The 17,425-nt window shown below is 66.9% G+C and carries 17 protein-coding genes; 6 read left to right on the top strand and 11 right to left on the bottom strand.

Features of this window, described 5'->3' with window-relative positions:
• Positions 1 to 43 precede the first annotated feature (43 nt).
• The 5 genes from OYT95_RS10980 to couR form a co-directional block, all read right to left on the bottom strand.
• Positions 44 to 1,813: a CocE/NonD family hydrolase gene (locus OYT95_RS10980; protein ID WP_328286544.1), complete on the bottom strand. Its 1,770-nt coding sequence runs from the start codon at positions 1,811 to 1,813 to the stop codon at positions 44 to 46.
• Positions 1,810 to 3,135, bottom strand: coding sequence for an MFS transporter (locus OYT95_RS10985; protein ID WP_268791463.1), 1,326 nt, complete (start codon positions 3,133 to 3,135; stop codon positions 1,810 to 1,812). The genes OYT95_RS10980 and OYT95_RS10985 overlap by 4 nt, the downstream gene beginning before the upstream one ends.
• A gap of 172 nt (positions 3,136 to 3,307) precedes the next feature.
• A complete protein-coding gene (locus OYT95_RS10990; protein WP_037232836.1) occupies positions 3,308 to 4,216 on the bottom strand; it encodes a LysR family transcriptional regulator in 909 nt (302 codons plus the stop codon).
• 6 nt (positions 4,217 to 4,222) lie between these two features.
• Positions 4,223 to 4,699 carry a DUF3237 domain-containing protein gene (locus OYT95_RS10995; RefSeq protein ID WP_268791464.1) on the bottom strand — a complete coding sequence of 159 codons (477 nt, stop codon included), beginning with the start codon at positions 4,697 to 4,699 and terminating at the stop codon, positions 4,223 to 4,225.
• Positions 4,700 to 4,705: 6 nt separating this feature from the next.
• Complete coding sequence (gene couR, locus OYT95_RS11000; protein ID WP_037232830.1) at positions 4,706 to 5,146, bottom strand: MarR family transcriptional repressor CouR; 441 nt, start codon at positions 5,144 to 5,146, stop codon at positions 4,706 to 4,708.
• A 114-nt stretch (positions 5,147 to 5,260) separates the two neighbouring features.
• Here couR and couN point away from each other — a divergent pair, with 114 nt between their 5' ends.
• The 3 genes from couN to couM are packed head-to-tail and all read left to right on the top strand — an operon-like array spanning position 5,261 to position 7,567.
• Entirely contained in the window at positions 5,261 to 6,172 is a 912-nt protein-coding gene (gene couN, locus OYT95_RS11005; RefSeq protein WP_037232827.1) for a 4-hydroxyphenyl-beta-hydroxyacyl-CoA dehydrogenase, read from the top strand.
• On the top strand, positions 6,169 to 7,059 hold the full coding sequence (gene couO, locus OYT95_RS11010) for a 4-hydroxyphenyl-beta-ketoacyl-CoA hydrolase (protein ID WP_268791465.1): 891 nt from the start codon (positions 6,169 to 6,171) through the stop codon (positions 7,057 to 7,059). Before couN ends, couO begins: the two co-directional genes overlap by 4 nt.
• 34 nt (positions 7,060 to 7,093) lie before the next feature.
• Positions 7,094 to 7,567: a p-hydroxycinnamoyl-CoA hydratase gene (couM, locus tag OYT95_RS11015; RefSeq protein ID WP_112301065.1), complete on the top strand. Its 474-nt coding sequence runs from the start codon at positions 7,094 to 7,096 to the stop codon at positions 7,565 to 7,567.
• 51 nt (positions 7,568 to 7,618) lie between these two features.
• On the opposite strand, the gene OYT95_RS11020 is transcribed toward couM, so the two are convergent.
• Positions 7,619 to 7,798: a hypothetical protein gene (locus OYT95_RS11020; RefSeq protein ID WP_005243850.1), complete on the bottom strand. Its 180-nt coding sequence runs from the start codon at positions 7,796 to 7,798 to the stop codon at positions 7,619 to 7,621.
• A gap of 344 nt (positions 7,799 to 8,142) precedes the next feature.
• Here OYT95_RS11020 and OYT95_RS11025 point away from each other — a divergent pair, with 344 nt between their 5' ends.
• The 3 genes from OYT95_RS11025 (at position 8,143) to OYT95_RS11035 (ending at position 11,990) form a co-directional block, all read left to right on the top strand.
• On the top strand, positions 8,143 to 8,907 hold the full coding sequence (locus tag OYT95_RS11025; RefSeq protein ID WP_112301066.1) for a pirin family protein: 765 nt from the start codon (positions 8,143 to 8,145) through the stop codon (positions 8,905 to 8,907).
• A gap of 91 nt (positions 8,908 to 8,998) precedes the next feature.
• Positions 8,999 to 9,964 carry an intradiol ring-cleavage dioxygenase gene (locus OYT95_RS11030; RefSeq protein WP_268791467.1) on the top strand — a complete coding sequence of 322 codons (966 nt, stop codon included), beginning with the start codon at positions 8,999 to 9,001 and terminating at the stop codon, positions 9,962 to 9,964.
• Between the two features lie 76 nt (positions 9,965 to 10,040).
• Positions 10,041 to 11,990 (top strand): M13 family metallopeptidase, encoded by a 1,950-nt coding sequence (locus OYT95_RS11035; RefSeq protein ID WP_037232814.1) that lies wholly within the window; start codon positions 10,041 to 10,043, stop codon positions 11,988 to 11,990.
• Positions 11,991 to 11,993: 3 nt separating this feature from the next.
• Here the strand turns inward: OYT95_RS11035 and OYT95_RS11040 are convergent, their stop codons facing one another.
• From OYT95_RS11040 to OYT95_RS11060, 5 genes are read right to left on the bottom strand one after another with little or no spacing between them, the layout of a single operon-like run.
• On the bottom strand, positions 11,994 to 13,058 hold the full coding sequence (locus OYT95_RS11040) for an ABC transporter ATP-binding protein (protein ID WP_268791468.1): 1,065 nt from the start codon (positions 13,056 to 13,058) through the stop codon (positions 11,994 to 11,996).
• A 17-nt stretch (positions 13,059 to 13,075) separates the two neighbouring features.
• Positions 13,076 to 14,395: an ABC transporter substrate-binding protein gene (locus OYT95_RS11045; protein ID WP_268791469.1), complete on the bottom strand. Its 1,320-nt coding sequence runs from the start codon at positions 14,393 to 14,395 to the stop codon at positions 13,076 to 13,078.
• Positions 14,396 to 14,413: 18 nt separating this feature from the next.
• Positions 14,414 to 15,313, bottom strand: a complete 900-nt coding sequence (locus tag OYT95_RS11050) for a carbohydrate ABC transporter permease (protein WP_128639790.1) — start codon at positions 15,311 to 15,313, stop codon at positions 14,414 to 14,416.
• Complete coding sequence (locus tag OYT95_RS11055; RefSeq protein ID WP_442972566.1) at positions 15,310 to 16,281, bottom strand: carbohydrate ABC transporter permease; 972 nt, start codon at positions 16,279 to 16,281, stop codon at positions 15,310 to 15,312. Before OYT95_RS11055 ends, OYT95_RS11050 begins: the two co-directional genes overlap by 4 nt.
• Positions 16,282 to 16,338: 57 nt before the next feature.
• Positions 16,339 to 17,259 (bottom strand): L,D-transpeptidase, encoded by a 921-nt coding sequence (locus OYT95_RS11060; protein WP_105421182.1) that lies wholly within the window; start codon positions 17,257 to 17,259, stop codon positions 16,339 to 16,341.
• Positions 17,260 to 17,425 lie beyond the last annotated feature (166 nt).

Genomic DNA, 17,425 nt, shown 5'->3' on the forward strand with positions numbered 1-17,425 from the left:
GTACTTATTAACCTCCGGCGGTTAACAAGTACTCACGGGCGCGTCAGCGCACCACGGACAGCGACACGCGGCTGGGGTGACGCAGACCTGTGTGCACGGTCTGGTGAGCGACCACGAATTCCGATGATTCGTAGGCGGATTCGCCGGTGTTGAGGTTGCGGTCCCAGCGGGGATGGCTGCTGGACGTCACGTGGATCCGGATCCGCTCACCCGGCTGGAAGGTGACAGCCGTGGACCACAGGTCGATCGCGTACTCGTACACCTCCCCGGGCACGAGCAGGCTCGGTTCGGCGGACATATACGTCCCGGGGGTCCGGTAGGCGTCGCGGTAGCGGGCCCGGACCATGCCGTCGGTGAGCGTGATCGACGTACCGTCCGCGGTCACCCGGCACAGTCGCACGACGAAATCGGTGTCGACCGCACTCGACGACGCGAACAGCGTCGCGGACACCCGGCCGATCACCGTCAACGGCTCGGTGAGTGCCTCACCGGTGAACACGAGGACGTCGTCGCGGGATTCGACGCGGCTCTGTTCCAGTGCGCCCGGCGCGAACGTTCCCGGCATCATCGTCGCCCCACCGACCGTCGGCACAGGATCCGCCGGGTCGTAGTCGTAATCGACGCACCCGTCGGTCTCCTCGGCTTCCGCGACGAGGGTTCCGCCGGGTGCGAGGAAGAGTTCGGCCGTCCGCGCGGGCTCCGGGAAACGGTCGTACGTCCGCCACCGGTTCTCCCCCATCACGAAGATCCGGACCCGGGGCATGTCGGGTTCCTCGTCGCCGAGCACCGACGTGTACCACTGCGCGTGGACCGACGACAGGTCCTGGCCCGAGTCGAGCACCGCCTGGTTGGCGGGACTGCCGAATACGACCGACCCACCGAGCCCGGAGAAGTTGGTGTGACTCCACGGGCCCACGATCAGGTACGGAGCGGGGGCCGCCCCGGAATCGCTGTGCGCCAGTTGGCCGAAGTACTGGTCGAGGGTGCTGTTCACGAAGATGTCGTACCACCCGCCGATGTGCAGCGAGGGGAGGTCGACGGCCCGGTCGCTCGCGCTGTCCCACAGGTCGCGGGTGGGGTGATCGATCGGGAATCCGAGCGATTCGACGATCGGCGACGCGAAGAACGCCGGGGCGTCCACGGCCATGTCGCGGACGGGCAGGACGTCGAAGAACGTGTCCTCGGACATCGCCCGATCGATCCGCGCCCACGACGCCCATTCGCGTTCCGCGCGGACCGGGTCGGTGCGGGACAGTTTCGCGATCTCGGGCGGTCCGGCCGAGTGGTGCCCCCACCCGAGCCGGGCACCGAACTCCACGGCGCCGCCGCGCACGAGCCCACCGGACCGCGCATTGCCGCCTGCGGAGATGCCGGGGGCGATGCCGCGCAGGGCGGGCGGCTTCTCCTGGGCTGCACGCCACTGGGTTTCGGCGAAGTACGACCGTCCCCACATGCCCACGGCGCCGGTCGAGTACGGCAGTTCGGCGGCCCACTGCACCGTGTCGTAGCCGTCCGGACCTTCGTTCTCGGACGGCACGAACTCGCCGTCCGAGCCGAATCTGCCGCGGACGTCCTGCATGATCACGACGAATCCGGCAGCCGCGACGGTGGTGGGGTTGAGGTAGCCCGAGTTCACGGACAGGTCGCGGCCGTACGGGGTGCGGGTGAGCAGTACCGGGAAGCGTCCGGATCCGTTCGGGCGGTACACGGTCGAGCGCAGGACCATCCCGTCCCGCATCGTCGCCTCGACGTCGTTCTCGATCAGTACATCGTGTTTCACAGTTTCGGTCACTTTCGATGGGAGATCGGTCATTTGCCGAGGTCGGTGGTGCTGGTCCGGTAGGTTTCGCGGACCGTGAGCGTGGTGAGCGCGCTGACCAGGCAGCAGCACGCGGTGAACACGGCCACCGGGATCCAGCCGTTCGGTCCGGGCCGGACGAGGGCCGCGGCGATGGTGGGGGCGAATCCGGTGGCCACCAGCGCCAACTGCCCGGAGATCGCCATGCCCGAATACCGGATGCGCGTCTCGAACATCTCGGCGTACAGCGCGGGACCGACGGCGTTGACGAGCGAATAGCCGGCCACCATCACGATGCACGCCGTGACCAGGATCAGGGCCGTCGAACGCTGGCTGACCGCCCAGAAGAATCCGGAGATGGCGACGGCGCAGACGAGATTGCCGGTGATGAAGATCGGTTTGCGCCCGATCCGGTCGGCGAGGATCCCCGCGGCGGGCTGGGCCACGAGCGCGAGGGCGGCGGTGAGCACGGTCGCGCCGACCATGACCGTCCGGGACACACCGGCCTCGTGGGTGCCCCACGACAGGGCGAAGGCACTGAAGATGGTGGACACCACGGCGAACAGTCCGCAACCCACGACCCGCAGCACGCTCGGCCAATGGTCGCGGAAGATCACCTTCGCCGGCATCTCCTTCGGCTCGTCGCTCGACACGGCGTCCTCGAACACCTCACTCTCGGGCAGCATCCGGCGGATCACCAGCCCGGCGAGTGCGACGAAGATGCTGAGCAGGAACGGGATACGCCATCCCCAGCTGAGGAAGGCGTCTTCGGGCAGTCCGGAGAACACGAGAACGACCAGCGATGCCAGCAGCATTCCCGCGGCGGCGCCGGTGTTCACCCAGCTGGCCGCGAGCGCCCGGCGGTGGGCGGGTGCGTGTTCGAGCGCCAGGGACGCAGCGCCCGCCGACTCGCCCGCCGCCGACGCACCCTGGACGGCCCGGAGCAGCACGAGCAGGATCGGCGCCGCGACGCCGATCGCCCCGTACGTCGGCAGGCAGCCGATGAGCGACGTGGCCACGCCCATCATCACGAGTGTCACCACCAGCATCCGCTTACGGCCGAGCGTGTCCCCGAAGTGCCCGAAGACGAGGGCCGCGAGAGGCCGGACGACGTAACCGATCCCGATGGTGGCCATCGACACGATGGTCCCCCAGAACGAACCGAGATCCGGGAAGAACAGGCTGTTGAACGCGAGCGCGGAGAAGGAGGCGTAGATGAAGAAGTCGTAGTACTCGAGTGTGCTGCCCACGAAGGAGGCCAGGGCTGCCCGGCGCGCGTGGGGCGACCGGACGCTCGTGTCGGCGCGTACGGCGCGGCCGTCGAATGTGGAAGTCATGTGGTTCCTACCTGAATGTGAAGGGCATCCGGGAGTTCGGAGAGGCCTCGAGGCGGGTGCGGCACCGGGGATCGGAGTTGTCCAGGTCACATCCGCTGCCGCCGAGGGAGACTCTGCCAAAGAAACCGATCACCGTCCAAGAGCAGTATCGGCACCGATTGATAAGCGATCGTTATTGCTCGTCGCGGACGGCATCCGGCGACGGCAGCACCTCGGCGGCGAGGTCGAGAACCGTCTGCACTACGGGCGACACGGGACGGTCCGACCAGGCCAGCGCGGCCCGGACTTCGTATCGTCCGGTATCGAGGGGAACGAGCACCACCCGATTGGGATACGTCTGCACGTCACCCGGAACGAGCGCCACACCGACCCCCGCCGCGACGAGGGCGGTCAGCACGATGCCGTCGGTGGTCTCCTGCACGATGTTCGGCGTGTACCCGGCATCCCGGCACGCGGCGAGCAGATCGCGGCGGAGCGTGGATCCGGTGGCGGCGGGATTCGCGACGAATGTTTCGTCGCGCAGTTCCGCGAGGTCGATCGACTTCCGGTCGGCGAGTGGGTGATCGCTCGGGAGCAGTGCACTGAGGTACTCCACCGAGATCTGCCGCGTGAGCACGTGGGGGTGGGACACCGCGTCCGAGACGATGCCGAGGTCGAGTTGTCCCTCCCAGATTTCGTCGAGGATCTGCCCGCTGACCGTCGCTCCCTCGAGGACGAGATCGATCAGGGGGTACCGACGGCGCACCGACCTTGCCAGAGAGGACAATTCGGTCTGCCCGTAGGCGCCGCTGAAACCGACCCGGACGCGACCCTCGACCGCCGGATCCGCGATCACCGCGGCATCGACGGCCCGATCGATCCCGGCGAGCGCGTCCTTGCACGGCTGCAGGAAGCGCTCCCCCGCCGCGGTGAGCCGGACCGACCGCGTGGTGCGGTCGAACAGTTTCACGCCGAGGCGTTTCTCGAGCTGCTGGACCTGCTGGCTCACCGCTGGTTGCGCGATGTGCAGGACCTCGGCGGCCCGGCCGTAGTTGAGTTCCTCGGCGACGGCGACGAACGACTTCATCCAGCGGATCTCCACGGCCGGTCAGTCCACCACGAACACCGTGAGACGCACCTCGCCGGGGAGGCGTTCCCCGGTGCCGACGAGGATCCGCGAGCGCAGCCACGACCATCGGCCCTCGGGGGCGGTGAGCCGTGGTGTGCAGCGGAAGTAGATGCGCTCGGGTGGGACGGGCTTGCCGTCGACCAACCGGGCGATGTCTTCGGCGGTACCCGAGCGGAGCCCGAAGTTGGTGACGTAGATGCGGTCGCCCTCGTCGGTCTCGATGGCGTACTTGGCCTCGAGTTCGGTGAGCGTGGACGAGCTGAGCAACTGGAAGTCCGCCCCGACCGGCAACACGGTGCCCCGCAGCTCGGGGCCCTCCACTCGACCACCGACGATGGGAATGATGCGCCGTGTGCCTTCGGGCGTGGAACCGATCTCCACCGGCTCGGCCACCTCCACGACGAACGTGGCGAGGAACGACATGCCGGGCGGGGCCGGGGCGAGGAGCTCGGTCATTGCGCCCTACTCGACGAGGGTGGGAAAGGCGATGCTCTGCAACGTGTCCCGCATCTGATTCACGACCGTGTCGGGGATGCCCACGAAGTAGCGTCCGTGCGCGGCGTCGACCCGCGCCTTGGCGTCGTCGCGGAGCCGGCGTCCCTCGTCGGTGGCAGCGATCAGTTTGTTGCGGCGATCCGAGGGGTCGAGGGTGCGCACGACGAGTCCGCGTTCTTCGAGCTCGTCGACCAGCCCCACGATCTGACTGGGGTCGAGACCCATGGTGGCGGCCACCCCGCGCTGGTTGACGCCCTCGGCCTGTTCGCAGGCGAGGACCAGGACCGAGTAGGAACGCACCCGCAGGCCCGTGGGTACGAGGGCTTTGTTCACCGCGCCCAGCACCATTCCGCCGACGCGCGAGAGCAGGAACCCGATGTCGTCCGATAACGCCTGCGACTCTGCCATGCGACGACCCCCTTCTGATGATTGTCGGTAGAGTAGCAGACCTTAATCATTGACATTCTCAATCATCAATGATTACGTGTGATTCAGCGAACACGACCTTAGGAGAATCCCGACATGGACCTCAGCAACAAAGTCGCCGTAGTCACCGGCAGCGGACAGGGCCTCGGACTGGCGTACGCCAAGGACCTCGTGCGCCACGGCGCCGCGGTCGTGATCAACGACGTCAACCAGGCCACCGCCGACGCCGCCGTCGCCGAGATCACCGCCGCGGGCGGCAGGGCCGTCGCCGTCGTCGCCCCGGTCGGCAGCACCGAAACCGCCCAGAAGCTGGTCGCCGGCGCGATCGACGCGTTCGGACGCCTCGACGTCATGGTCACCAACGCCGGCATCCTCCGCGACAAAGTGCTGTGGAAGATGACCGACGACGACTTCGACGCCGTCATCAACGTGCACCTGCGCGGCACGTTCACCTGCGTCCGAGAAGCGGTCCTGAAGTTCCGCGAGCAGGGCGACGGTGGTCGCATCATCTGCATCGGCTCCCCCGCCGGCCAGCGCGGCAACTTCGGGCAGACCAACTACTCGGGCGCCAAGTCCGGCATCGTCGGCATGGTCCGCACCTGGGCGATGGAACTGCAGCGTGCGGGCATCACCGCGAACGCCGTCTGCCCCGTCGCCGCGACCGCGATGACCGAGACCGTCCCCTTCCTCGCCCCCTACATCGAGGGCATGAAGAACGGCGAGCCGCTGCCCGACATCATCCGCCGCGAGGTGGGCCTGGGCACCCCCGAGGACGCCGCTGGCATCATCTCGTTCCTCGCGTCCGACGCGGCAGCCGAGATCACCGGCCAGGCCTTCGCCGTCGGTGGCGACCGCCTCGCGTTGTGGTCGCACCCCGACCTGACCGCGGTCGAGTACCACGACGGTGGCTGGTCGGCCGACGACATCGCGGCTCAGTGGACTGGCACGTTCGGCGACGCCGTCCAGTCCGTCGGCGAGGAATTCCCCGAGGAGCTGATGGCGAAGTGAGCCGCTACGAGTACGGCATCGACTTCGACACGATCGATGCCATCGACATCCACACCCACGTCGAGATCGACGGCTGCGGCCACCGGTCCCTCGACGACGAACTCATGGCCGCTTCGGAGAAGTACTTCAAGTCCGGGGAGGAACGCACCCCGTCCATCGACGCGATCGCCGACCACTACCGCTCGCGCAACATGGCCGCCGTCGTGTTCACGGTCGACGCGGCCTCGGCCAGCGGACACTCGACCAACTCCGTCGAGGAGATCGCCGAGGGCGCGGCCCGCCACAACGACGTCCTGATCCCATTCGGGTCCGTCGACCCCTGGCAGGGCAAGGCCGCTGTGCGGCGCGTCCACCGGCTCGTCGACGACTACGGCGTGAAGGGGTTCAAGTTCCACCCCAGCATGCAGGGATTCGAACCGAACGACCGGAAGTTCTACCCGCTCTACGAGGCCATCACCGAGGCCGGGGTCCCCGCCCTGTTCCACACCGGTCAGACCGGGATCGGCGCCGGGCTGCCCGGCGGCCACGGCATCAAACTGCGCTACTCCGACCCGATGCTGCTCGACGACGTCGCCGCCGACTTCCCGGACCTCACCGTGATCATGGCCCACCCGTCGGTGCCGTGGGTCGACTCGCAGATCTCCATCGCCACCCACAAGGCCAACGTCTTCATCGACCTGTCCGGGTGGTCGCCGAAGTACTTCCCGCCGCAGCTGGTCAAGGCCGCGAACAGCATGCTCCGCGGCAAGGTGCTGTTCGGCTCCGACTTCCCCGTCATCCAGGTCGACCGCTGGATGAAGGACTTCGAGAACCTCGACATCAAACCTGAGGTCGCGCCGCTGATCTTCAAGCAGAACGCGCTGCGCGTCCTCGGCATCAAGCACTGACCCCCGGCCCCACCGAACCACCAGGAGACTTATCGTGACCACCGCAACCACCACCCGCGTCGCCACCCTCGCCGACCTGGCCGCACTCGAGGGCCGGCCGCTGGGCACCAGCTCGTGGATCGACATCCCCCAGCAGCGGATCAACACGTTCGCCGACGCCACCGACGATCACCAGTGGATCCACGTCGACCCCGAGCGCGCCAACGCGGAGAGCCCGTTCGGCGGGCCCATCGCGCACGGCTACCTCACGTTGTCGCTGATCATCCCCATGTGGGACGAGGTCCTGACCGTCGACAGCGTGACCATGGCCGTCAACTACGGTCTCAACAAGGTCCGATTCACCAACCCCGTGCCCGCCGAGGGACGCGTCCGGCTGAACGCCACGCTGCAGTCCGTCGAGGAGCTGCCCAAGGGCGGCGTCCAGGTGACCGTCGCCGGACAGATCGAACTCGAGGGCAGCGAACGTCCCGCGGTAGTCGTCGAGGCCGTGTACCGCTTCTTCGAGTAACCCCCTGTGAGTACTTGTCAACCGCCCGCGGTTAACAAGTACTCACGGGTGTTATTCGGGAGCCTGGTCGTCGGGCTCGACCTGTTCCGCCTGCTTCCGCTCGGACGCGTTGCCCGCGATTCCCTTCGCCTCACGCTCGGCCACCAGCCGGTCTTCCATGTCGTCGACGAGGTCTGCGATCCGCTGGTGCTCGGGGAGGTGCTGATCGTGTCGATCCGAATTCGCCTTCATCACGCTCCTTCCGCTGTCTGCGACGAACCGGAAATCCTGCGACTTCCGGACGCACAATTCGAACTGTACGCCGCGGGCCCGGCCGAAGCGGGCATTCGCGGCGGCACGAACTGGACGCCCGTCTTTCACGCTTTTCCCACCGTCGGCGAAAGCTGTTGCCGAACATCGCCTTACGAGCGCTCGGTACTCCAATGTCGCACTGCGCAACCTCATTTCGCCTTCGACGCGGGTCCTCCACCGCTGCCGGTAGGCGATGAATTCGATGCACAATCGACACCGTCTTGCGAGTACCCGCAGCCGGCACCTCGTACTCTGGACCGGGTACCACCCGAAGGAGGACCGATATGCCAGCAGTCACCACCCCTCACGTCTATGTTCATCGCGCCGGCGATCGGCTGAAAACCAAGATTTCCTGGTTGGATTCGAAGCATTCGTTCTCCTTCGGCCAGCACTACGACCCCGACAACACACACCACGGTCTGCTTCTCGTGAACAACGACGACACCGTGCTCCCCGGTCAGGGATTCGACACGCATCCGCACAAGGACATGGAGATCGTCACGTGGGTGCTGCGCGGCTCGCTCGTGCACCAGGACTCGATCGGCCACTCCGGCATCATCTATCCCGGCCTTGCGCAACGCATGAGCGCAGGCAAGGGCATCATGCATTCCGAGAAGAACGACAGCTGGCGCCTCGACGGTGAGCAGCACCACGAGCCGGTGCATTTCGTCCAGATGTGGGTGGTACCCGACGAAGCCGGCCTCACTCCGGGTTACGAACAACTCGAGATCGAGGACGAGATCCTCAAGGGCGGGCTCGTGCCCGTTGCGTCCGGAATGCCGGAATACAAGGATAATTCGGCGATCCGGATCAGCAACAAGCACGCGGCTCTGCATGTCGCGCGACTTTTCCCCGGCGCATCGGTGACGCTTCCCGAAGCGCCGTTCCTCCATGTCTTCGTGGCCCGGGGCACCGCCGAGATGGAGGGTGTCGGCACCCTGTACGAGGGGGACGCCGTCCGTTTGAGCGCCTCCGGTGGCCAGCAGGTCACCTCGCACTCCGGCGCCGAGGTCCTCGTCTGGGAGATGCACGCCCGCCTCGGCGGGTGAGTTCCCAGCAAGTTCACAGCCGGACGGCACGCTGCGCGCAGGTTCGTGCGCCACGATCGGGTCACAGCCCGATCATGGAGAGGTACGCATAGTGAACAAGGACGTCGAGAAGAGCCGTCTGCGCATCAGCCGCCGCCGCGCGCTGGCGGTCGGTGGAACGGTGAGTCTGGGTGGGCTCATCGCCGCCTGCACCGGAAACGGGAGCAGCAGCACGTCGGCATCGGCCACGTCGACCGCAACCGCATCCAGTGCCACGACGACGAGCGCCGACACGGTGACCGCCCTGCTCGACCAGGCACCGCAGTGCGTCCTGGCCGTCGAGGAGACGCAGGGACCGTACTGGTTCGACGTCGACTCCATCCGCAGCGACATCCGCGAAGACCGGCCGGGCACGGACCTGCAGCTTGCACTGCGGGTGCAGGACCTGACGAACTGTTCCGCGGACGGCTCCGCCGCGGTGGTGAGCAATGCCGTCGTGGAGATCTGGCACTGCGACGCGGGCGGCGTGTACTCCGGCTTCGAGTCGGGTTCCAAGGCCGCGGACCTCAGCGGCAACGGCGCCCCCGCAGGCGCGCCGCCGGCAGGCGGACCCGGTGGCGGCCAGCCCCCGGCCGGTGGTCCCGGTGGTCCCGGTGCGGGTGGCCCCGGCGGCGACATGTCCGGCGGTTCCGGTGAGACGTCCGACGGGTCCTACAGCGTCGGCGACAGCGAGGCCACCACCACGGACGACGGCACCTACCTGCGCGGCGCCCAGACCACGGACGCGAACGGCATCGCCCAGTTCACCACCGTCTTCCCCGGCTGGTACATCAGCCGGACCACCCACATCCACCTCAAGGTGCACATCGACAAGAAGACGGTGCTCACCACCCAGCTGTTCTTCGACGAGGCCCTGCTCGACGAGGTGTACGCGACCGCGCCGTACTCCGATCACACCGGACGGGAGAACAACGTGAACAACTCCACCGACAGCATCTACGACGACGCCGGCCTGCTGACCGTCGCCAAGCAGTCGGACGGCTACCTCGCGGCGATCAACCTCGGCATCGACGTCTGATCGATCCCCGGCCCTTGGTTTCGCCCTGAGCGCAGTGGTGGACCTCCCGGCGCGGAACGGTGTAAGGATGGAACGCATGACCACGGCTCAGCGCTCCGGCATCGACCTCACTCACCTCGACAACGACACCCGCGCCCAGGACGACCTCTTCGTCCACGTGAACGGCAAGTGGATCGACGACTACGAGATTCCCGCGGATCGGGCGATCGACGGCGCGTTCCGAACGCTGTACGACAAGGCCGAGGTCGACGTCCAGACCATCATCGAGGAGGCGGCGGACTCCGGCGCGGCGCCGGGGACCGACGCCCAGCGCATCGGCGACCTGTACGGCAGCTTCATGGACGCGGACGTGGTCGAGGCCGCGGGGCTCGCACCGATCGCCGGTGAGCTCGCCGACGTGGCCTCGGCCGCCGACCTCTCCGCGCTCGCCGCCGTCATCGGCCGCCAGCAGCGCACGGGGGTCGGCGGGGCGGTCGGTCACTACGTCGACACGGACGCCAAGAACTCCGAGCGTTACCTCGTCCACTTCAGTCAGTCGGGCATCGGCCTGCCCGACGAGTCGTACTACCGTCAGGACGACTACGCGGAGATCCGCACCGCGTACGTGAAGCACATCGCGAAGATGTTCGCCCTCGCCGGCGTCGATTACGACGCGCAGCGCGTGTTCGAACTGGAAACCAAGATCGCGGCAGGTCATTGGGACGTCGTGAAGCGTCGCGACGCCGAGCTGAGCTACAACCTGCTCACCCTCGACCAGCTCCCGGCCGGGCTGGACTGGTCGTCGTGGATCGGCGCACTCGGCGGCACGTCCGAGCAGTTCGCCGAGATCGTGGTCCGCCAGCCCGACTTCCTCACTACCCTGACCGAGCTGTGGACGTCCGAGGATCTCGACGACTGGAAGGCGTGGGCGACGTGGAACGTCATCCGCTCCCGCGCCCCGTACCTCACGCAGGCCCTGGTCGACGAGAATTTCGCGTTCTACGGGAAGACGCTGACCGGCGCCGAGGAGATCCGTGAGCGCTGGAAGCGCGGCGTGTCCCTGGTTCAGGATCTGCTGGGCGAAGCGGTCGGCAAGCTCTACGTCGAACGCCACTTCCCGGCGGACGCGAAGGCCCGCATGCAGGAACTCGTCGCCAACCTGCAGGAGGCGTACCGGCGCAACATCTCCGACCTGGACTGGATGAGCCCGGAGACGCGGCAGGCCGCGTTGCGCAAGCTGGAGAAGTTCACGCCCAAGATCGGCTACCCCGACAAGTGGCGCGACTACTCGGCCGTCACCATCTCCCGCGACGACCTGGTCGGCAACTACCGCAGCGGCTACGCCGCGGAGTACGACCGCGACCTCGCGAAGCTCGGTGGCCCCGTCGACCGCGACGAGTGGTTCATGACACCCCAGACGGTCAACGCCTACTACAACCCGGGTATGAACGAAATCGTCTTTCCCGCAGCCATTCTGCAGCCGCCGTTCTTCGACGCCGCAGCCGACGACGCCGCCAACTACGGCGGAATCGGTGCCGTCATCGGTCACGAGATCGGCCACGGCTTCGACGATCAGGGCGCCAAGTACGACGGCGACGGCAACATGGTCGACTGGTGGACCGACGACGACCGGACCGAGTTCGGCAAGCGCACGAAGGCGCTGATCGAGCAGTACAACGAGTTCGAGCCGAAGGCGCTGCCCGGCCACGCAGTGAACGGTGAGTTCACCATCGGTGAGAACATCGGCGACCTCGGTGGCCTGTCCATCGCCATCGCGGCGTACCGGATCGCGACGGAAGGGTCCGACCCCGAGGTTCTCGACGGTCTCACCGGTCTCCAGCGGGTGTTCTTCGGCTGGGCGCAGGTGTGGCGCACCAAGGCCCGGGACGCCGAGGCGCTCCGTAGGCTCGCCGTCGATCCGCACTCGCCGCCGGAGTTCCGCTGCAACGGTGTGGTCCGCAACCTCGACACGTTCCACGACGCGTTCGACGTCCAGCCCGGTGACGCGCTGTACCTCGATCCGGAGGAGCGCGTCAAGATCTGGTAGCGACTACCGCAGACGGTTCCCCGTCGCCGCGGAGAAGAAGTACACCTCGCCGGGCTTCGGCTGCAGGTGCACCCTCTCCCCCGCGGCGACGGTGCGGGTGCGGTCCACCCGCACCACCACCTTCCCGGATGTCCCGGAGGCGTACACGAAGGACTCCGCCCCGAGTTCCTCGAGCAGGTCGGTATCGACCGTGTACGAGTCCTTGCGCCAAGACCCCACCAGCGTCCACGACTCCGGGCGCACTCCGACGATCACGGAACCGTCTCCGATCGCCGAGCGCGGCACGGGAATACGCAAGTCGCCCAGTTCGGCGACGCCGTCGCGGATCGGGGTGTCCATGAGGTTCATTCCGGGCGAACCGATGAACCCGGCGACGAACGTGTTGACCGGGTTGTCGTACAGATCGCGGGGCCGGGCGACCTGCTGGAGGCGGCCGCCCTGCATGACCGCCACCCGGTCGCCCATCGTCATGGCCTCCACCTGGTCGTGGGTGACGTACACGGTGGTCGTGCCGAGCCGGCGCTGCAGGCCCGCGATCTGCGAGCGGGTGCTCACCCGCAGCTTCGCGTCGAGATTGCTCAGCGGTTCGTCCATGCAGAACACCTTGGGGTGCCGCACGATGGCCCGGCCCATCGCGACCCGTTGACGTTGCCCGCCGGACAGTTTCGCCGGTTTGCGATCCAGCAGCGGTTCCAGTTCGAGCATCCGTGCCGCTTCCAGCACCCGCGCGGTGCGGTCCACCTTCCCGACGCCGGCGTTGCGGAGCGCGAAACCCATGTTGTCGGCGACGGTCATGTTCGGGTAGAGCGCGTAACTCTGGAACACCATGGCCACGTCCCGCGCCCGGGGCGGCAGCGCGGTGACGTCGGTGCCGCCGATCTCGATGCGGCCCGCCTCGACGGCCTCGAGGCCGGCCAGCATCCGCAGGCTGGTCGACTTACCGCACCCGGACGGACCCACGAGGACGAGGAACTCGCCGTCCGCGATGTCGAGGTCCAGTCGATCGACGGCGGGTCGATCCGCTCCGGAATAGCGGTGGGTGACACCTGCGAACTGCACGTGGGCCATGAATGTTCCTTCTCCTCCTACTGAGGCAACTTGGGTGTGATCTGGCGGTCGATGATCTGCTGGAGTTGCGTCCCGACGCCCGCGAACGTCGTCGCCACGTCCGCGTTCTGCAGCGCGATCTGTTCGAGTCCGGTACCGATGATCTGGTCGCCGCCGGGGACGAACACACGGGCGTAGTCCTGCGACCGGGTCTTCGCGAGTTGGTCGACGGCGGTGCGCGCGTCGGGGTTCGCGTCGAGGTACGCCTTCATGGCCGGGTCCTCGACAGCGGATTTGCGGACGGGCATGTACCCGACGTTCTGGGAGAAGTACGCGGTGTTCTCGCCGTTGGTCACGAAGTCGATGAACGTCAGCGCGTTCTTCTTGCGCTCGTCGGAGATCCGCGCCGGAATCGCGAGGCCCGCGCCGCCGGTCGGGCAGCCCGGCGCGCCCGACGCGGGGAGGAACGCGGTGCCGAAGTCGAACGCGGCCGACTTGGTGATCCCCGACAGGTCACCGGTCGACGCGATGGTCGAGGCGAGGATGCCGGCGCCGAACTCGTTGGCGATGTCGCTCGACACGGCCGCGTACTTCTTCGTGTGGATCATGTCCTTCAGGAACGTCCCCGCGGCGAGCGTCTTCTCGTCGCCGAACTTCAGGTCCCACTGGTCCGAGTACGCCCCGCCGAACGTCCAGACCGGTCCCTCGAACGTCCAGCCGAGGTAGTTCTTGGCGTCACCCCAGCCGTGGGCCAGCTTGCCGCCGCCCATCACCCGCTGCAGTTCGGGACCCCACTCGTCGAACTCCTGCCAGGTGGCGGGCCCGCGATCGGGCAGACCGGCCTGCGCCCACACCTGCTTGTTGTAGTAGAACAGCGGCGTCGACCGTGCGTACGGGAGGGCAAAGTGCTTGCCCTCGAACAGGTAGTCGGCGAGCAGCGAGTCGACGTAGTCGGCGGAGTCGACACCGACCTCCCCGAACAGTCCGTCGAGCGGTTCGATGGCGCCGGTCAGGGCGTAGTTGAACCACCAGACGTCCGACAGGACCACGACGTCGGGCAGTTCGCCACCCGACAGGGCCGCGTTGAACTTCTGCGACACCTCCTCGTAGTTCTTTCCGCCGTCGACGAGGTTCACGGTGAGGTCGGGGTATTTCGCCTGGAACCGGTTGATCAGTTCACGTTCGACGTCCTGCGACTTGCCGGGGTGGTTGGACCAGAACGTGATGGTGTTCGCGTCGCCCGCCGCACCGGACGGCGCCGACGTGCCCGACCCCGACCCGGCGCACGCCGTCAGCGCGGCACCGGCGGCCACCGCACCCGCCAGCCCGAGGAATCCCCGACGGTTCATCCGATTCATGTCTCTCCTCGTTCTCCGCTATCCCTTGACCGCACCCGACGTGAGGCCCTTGATCATGTGCCGTTGCAGCACAAGGAAAACCACGAGAATCGGCAGCATCGTGAGTACCGTTCCCGCCATGACCGGACCCCAGTTGGTGAGCCCGTCGTTGTTCTGGAGTTGGGTCAGCCCGATCGGCAGCGGCGCGACGGAGGCGTCGTCGGCCATCAGGAACGGCCACAGGTATTCGTTCCATTCGGTGACGACGGTGATGATCGCGAACGCCACCATGGTGGGGCCCGACACCGGCAGGACCACCCGCCACAGCAGCCGGAAGTGGCCTGCGCCGTCCATCCGTGCGGCCTCGATGATCTCGGTGGGTATCGACAGGAAGTGGTTGCGCATCAGGAACGTTCCGAACGCGACCCCGGCCAGCGGGACGATGATGCCGTGAAAGCTGTTCCGCCAGCCCCATTCGGCGACGAGTGCGTAGTTGGAGATGACCGTGATCTGGTTGGGCACCATCAATGCGGCGATGATGCCGAGGAAGACGAGGTTCTTGCCCGGGAACCGCAGGAACACCAGCCCGTAGGCGCTGAACACGCCGAGCCCGAACTTCACGACGGCCAGCACCCCGGTGATGATCACCGAGTTACGCAGGAACGTCCAGAACGGCACCGACGTGGTGGCCTCCGAGTAGTTCTCGGGATGGAACGTTCCGGGCCACCAGGTGACCGGCATGGTGTAGACGTCCGGGCGATCCTTGAAGGACGTCATCACGATCCAGTACAGCGGCAGGGCCACCATGACCAGCACCGCCACCATCGCGGCGTATCCCAGCGCCGTCGCGAGCGCTTCCCGCCGGCGATGGTCACGGGCCGGGTCTTCCGTCACCGGCACATCCGCGGTGCGCTGATCGCGCACCGTGTCCGCGGTCACCGGCCGTCACCGCGATCCATGATCCGCACCTGGTAGACGGTGATCCCGAGCAGGACCAGGAACATGATCGTGGCCACGGTGGCGCCGTAACCGGCCCGGAAGTTGCGGAACGACTCGTTGTAGACCTGGTACACCATGGTGGTGGTTCCGGTACCGAGTGGACCGCCCCGGGTCATCACGTTGATGATGTCGAACACCTGAAGGGAGCCCAGCATCACCGTGATCGAGAGGAAGTAGGTGGTCGGACGCAGCTGCGGGAGGATGACCCGGCGGAACGTCGTCCACCGGCCCGCCCCGTCGATCTCCGCGGCCTCCGTCAGCTCACGTCGCGTACCCTGCAGTGCCGCAAGGTAGATCACGAATGTGTAGCCGAGGTTCTTCCACATGTAGGTGACCGTCACCATGAACAGCGCCCAGTGCGGATCCTGATAGAAGTCGGGGACGGAGCCGACCCCGGCACGGTGCAGCAGATCCTGGATCAACCCGAACCGGGGATCGAACACGAACTGGAACGCCACGCCGATCGCGGCGCCGGAGATGACGAACGGCGCGAAGATAGCCGAGCGGACGAGGTTGCGGCCGTGCAGGTTACGGTCCAGCAGCATGGCGAGCGCGAGACCGGCGACCATCGATCCCGCCACGGTCGCGACGGTGAACACCACGGTGTTCCCGACGATCTGCCAGGTGTCGGGACGACTCCACCACTCGCGGTAGTTGCCCCAGCCGACGAATGTGGCGACAGGGTCGGCGATGTTCCAGTCGAAGAACGACAGCCGGATGTTGTCGACCAGGGGCCGGTAGGTGAACAGAACGAGCAGAACCAGATTGGGACCCACCAGCGCTGCGAACAGCGCGTAGTCCCGCCACGGACGCCCGAGCAATCCCTGCTTTCCCGGCGACGGCAGGGTTCGTTCCGGACTCGATCTCACTGCGGCAGTCTGACGACCGTTTACGAATAGCCGGTAAATTGCCGTAGCCCGCACATTGAACTGTGCGGGCTACGGGAAGAACGTGGTCGGATCGGGTCAGCGGTTCCAGTCGCCGAGACCGTCGGAGCCGCTCAGCACGCCGCCCGCGGTGTTCTGCACGACCACGGCGTCGCCCTTCTTCGAGTTCTCGTAGAACCACTTGGCGTCTTCGGTGCTCACGTTGAGGCAGCCGTGGCTCACGTTGGTGTTGCCCTGGGCGTCCACCGACCACGGTGCGGCGTGGACGAAGATGCCGCTGTACGACATGCGGGTGGCGTACTCGACGTACGTGCGGTACCCCTCGGCCGAGTCGACCGGGACCCCGTACGTGGACGAATCCATGTACATGTCACGGAACTTGTCGCCGATGATGTACGTGCCGTTCGGCGTCTCGTGATCGGTCTTACCCATCGACGTCGGCATGGTCTTGACCACTTCGCCGTTCCGGGTGACGGTGATCTGCTTGGTGTTGTCGTCCGCGGTCGCCACCAGTGCGTCGCCGATGGTGAACGTGGAGTGCGAGTCGCCGGCGTCCACGGTCACCTCGGTGTTCGCGGGCCAGAACTCGGTGGGCTTCCAGCGGACCTGACTGTCGTTGATCCAGTAGAAACCACCCTCGACGGGCTGGCTGGTGGTGACCTTGATCGCACGCTCGGCGGCGGCGCGGTCGCCGATCGCCTCGTTGAAGCGGATGATCACCGGTTGCGCGACACCGACGACCTCGCCCGCACCCGGGTTGAGGGACGGAGCCGAGAAGTTCGCGGGCGCGGGTGCCGGTTCGGGAAGCGGCAGCTGCGGCGCGCCGGGCAGTCCGGGCAGGGTGGGAAGACTCGGAATCTCCGGTCCACCGGGAAAGAGCGGTGCGGCCTGTGCGGCCCCGACCAGCGCAGTTCCGGAGACGACGGCCCCGGTCAGTGCGACAGCAACGCGCGAAGACCAGTGCTTGTTCCTGGAAAAACCGATTCCTGACTTGCCCATATGACCACTCTCGTTCGACGACGTGTGCAACGCGCGTCCCCGACGGACCTACCAATCGCGCACTGCCATTAACACACATCATCCGGCCGCGAGCAATTTGCCCGCAATCGTTGCCGCTCCGCGGCCTGCGGGGTGGTGGTGTCACCGAGTGGTCAAGAAGCGCTCA

This window comes from Rhodococcus sp. JS3073 (assembly GCF_026810085.1).
GTDB lineage: Bacteria > Actinomycetota > Actinomycetes > Mycobacteriales > Mycobacteriaceae > Rhodococcus_F > Rhodococcus_F wratislaviensis.

Excerpts from the sequence above, each read along its gene's own strand:
- OYT95_RS10995 (WP_268791464.1), bottom strand. The coding sequence starts at position 4,699 with ATGACCGAGCTCCTCGCCCCGGCCCCGCCCGGCATGTCGTTCCTCGCC.
- OYT95_RS10980 (WP_328286544.1), bottom strand. The coding sequence starts at position 1,813 with ATGACCGATCTCCCATCGAAAGTGACCGAAACTGTGAAACACGATGTA.
- OYT95_RS11060 (WP_105421182.1), bottom strand. The coding sequence starts at position 17,259 with ATGGGCAAGTCAGGAATCGGTTTTTCCAGGAACAAGCACTGGTCTTCG.
- OYT95_RS11025 (WP_112301066.1), top strand. The coding sequence starts at position 8,143 with ATGCCAGCAGTCACCACCCCTCACGTCTATGTTCATCGCGCCGGCGAT.
- couN (WP_037232827.1), top strand. The coding sequence starts at position 5,261 with ATGGACCTCAGCAACAAAGTCGCCGTAGTCACCGGCAGCGGACAGGGC.
- OYT95_RS11045 (WP_268791469.1), bottom strand. The coding sequence starts at position 14,395 with ATGAATCGGATGAACCGTCGGGGATTCCTCGGGCTGGCGGGTGCGGTG.
- OYT95_RS11020 (WP_005243850.1), bottom strand. The coding sequence starts at position 7,798 with ATGAAGGCGAATTCGGATCGACACGATCAGCACCTCCCCGAGCACCAG.
- OYT95_RS11040 (WP_268791468.1), bottom strand. The coding sequence starts at position 13,058 with ATGGCCCACGTGCAGTTCGCAGGTGTCACCCACCGCTATTCCGGAGCG.
- couR (WP_037232830.1), bottom strand. The coding sequence starts at position 5,146 with ATGGCAGAGTCGCAGGCGTTATCGGACGACATCGGGTTCCTGCTCTCG.
- OYT95_RS10985 (WP_268791463.1), bottom strand. The coding sequence starts at position 3,135 with ATGACTTCCACATTCGACGGCCGCGCCGTACGCGCCGACACGAGCGTC.
- OYT95_RS11035 (WP_037232814.1), top strand. The coding sequence starts at position 10,041 with ATGACCACGGCTCAGCGCTCCGGCATCGACCTCACTCACCTCGACAAC.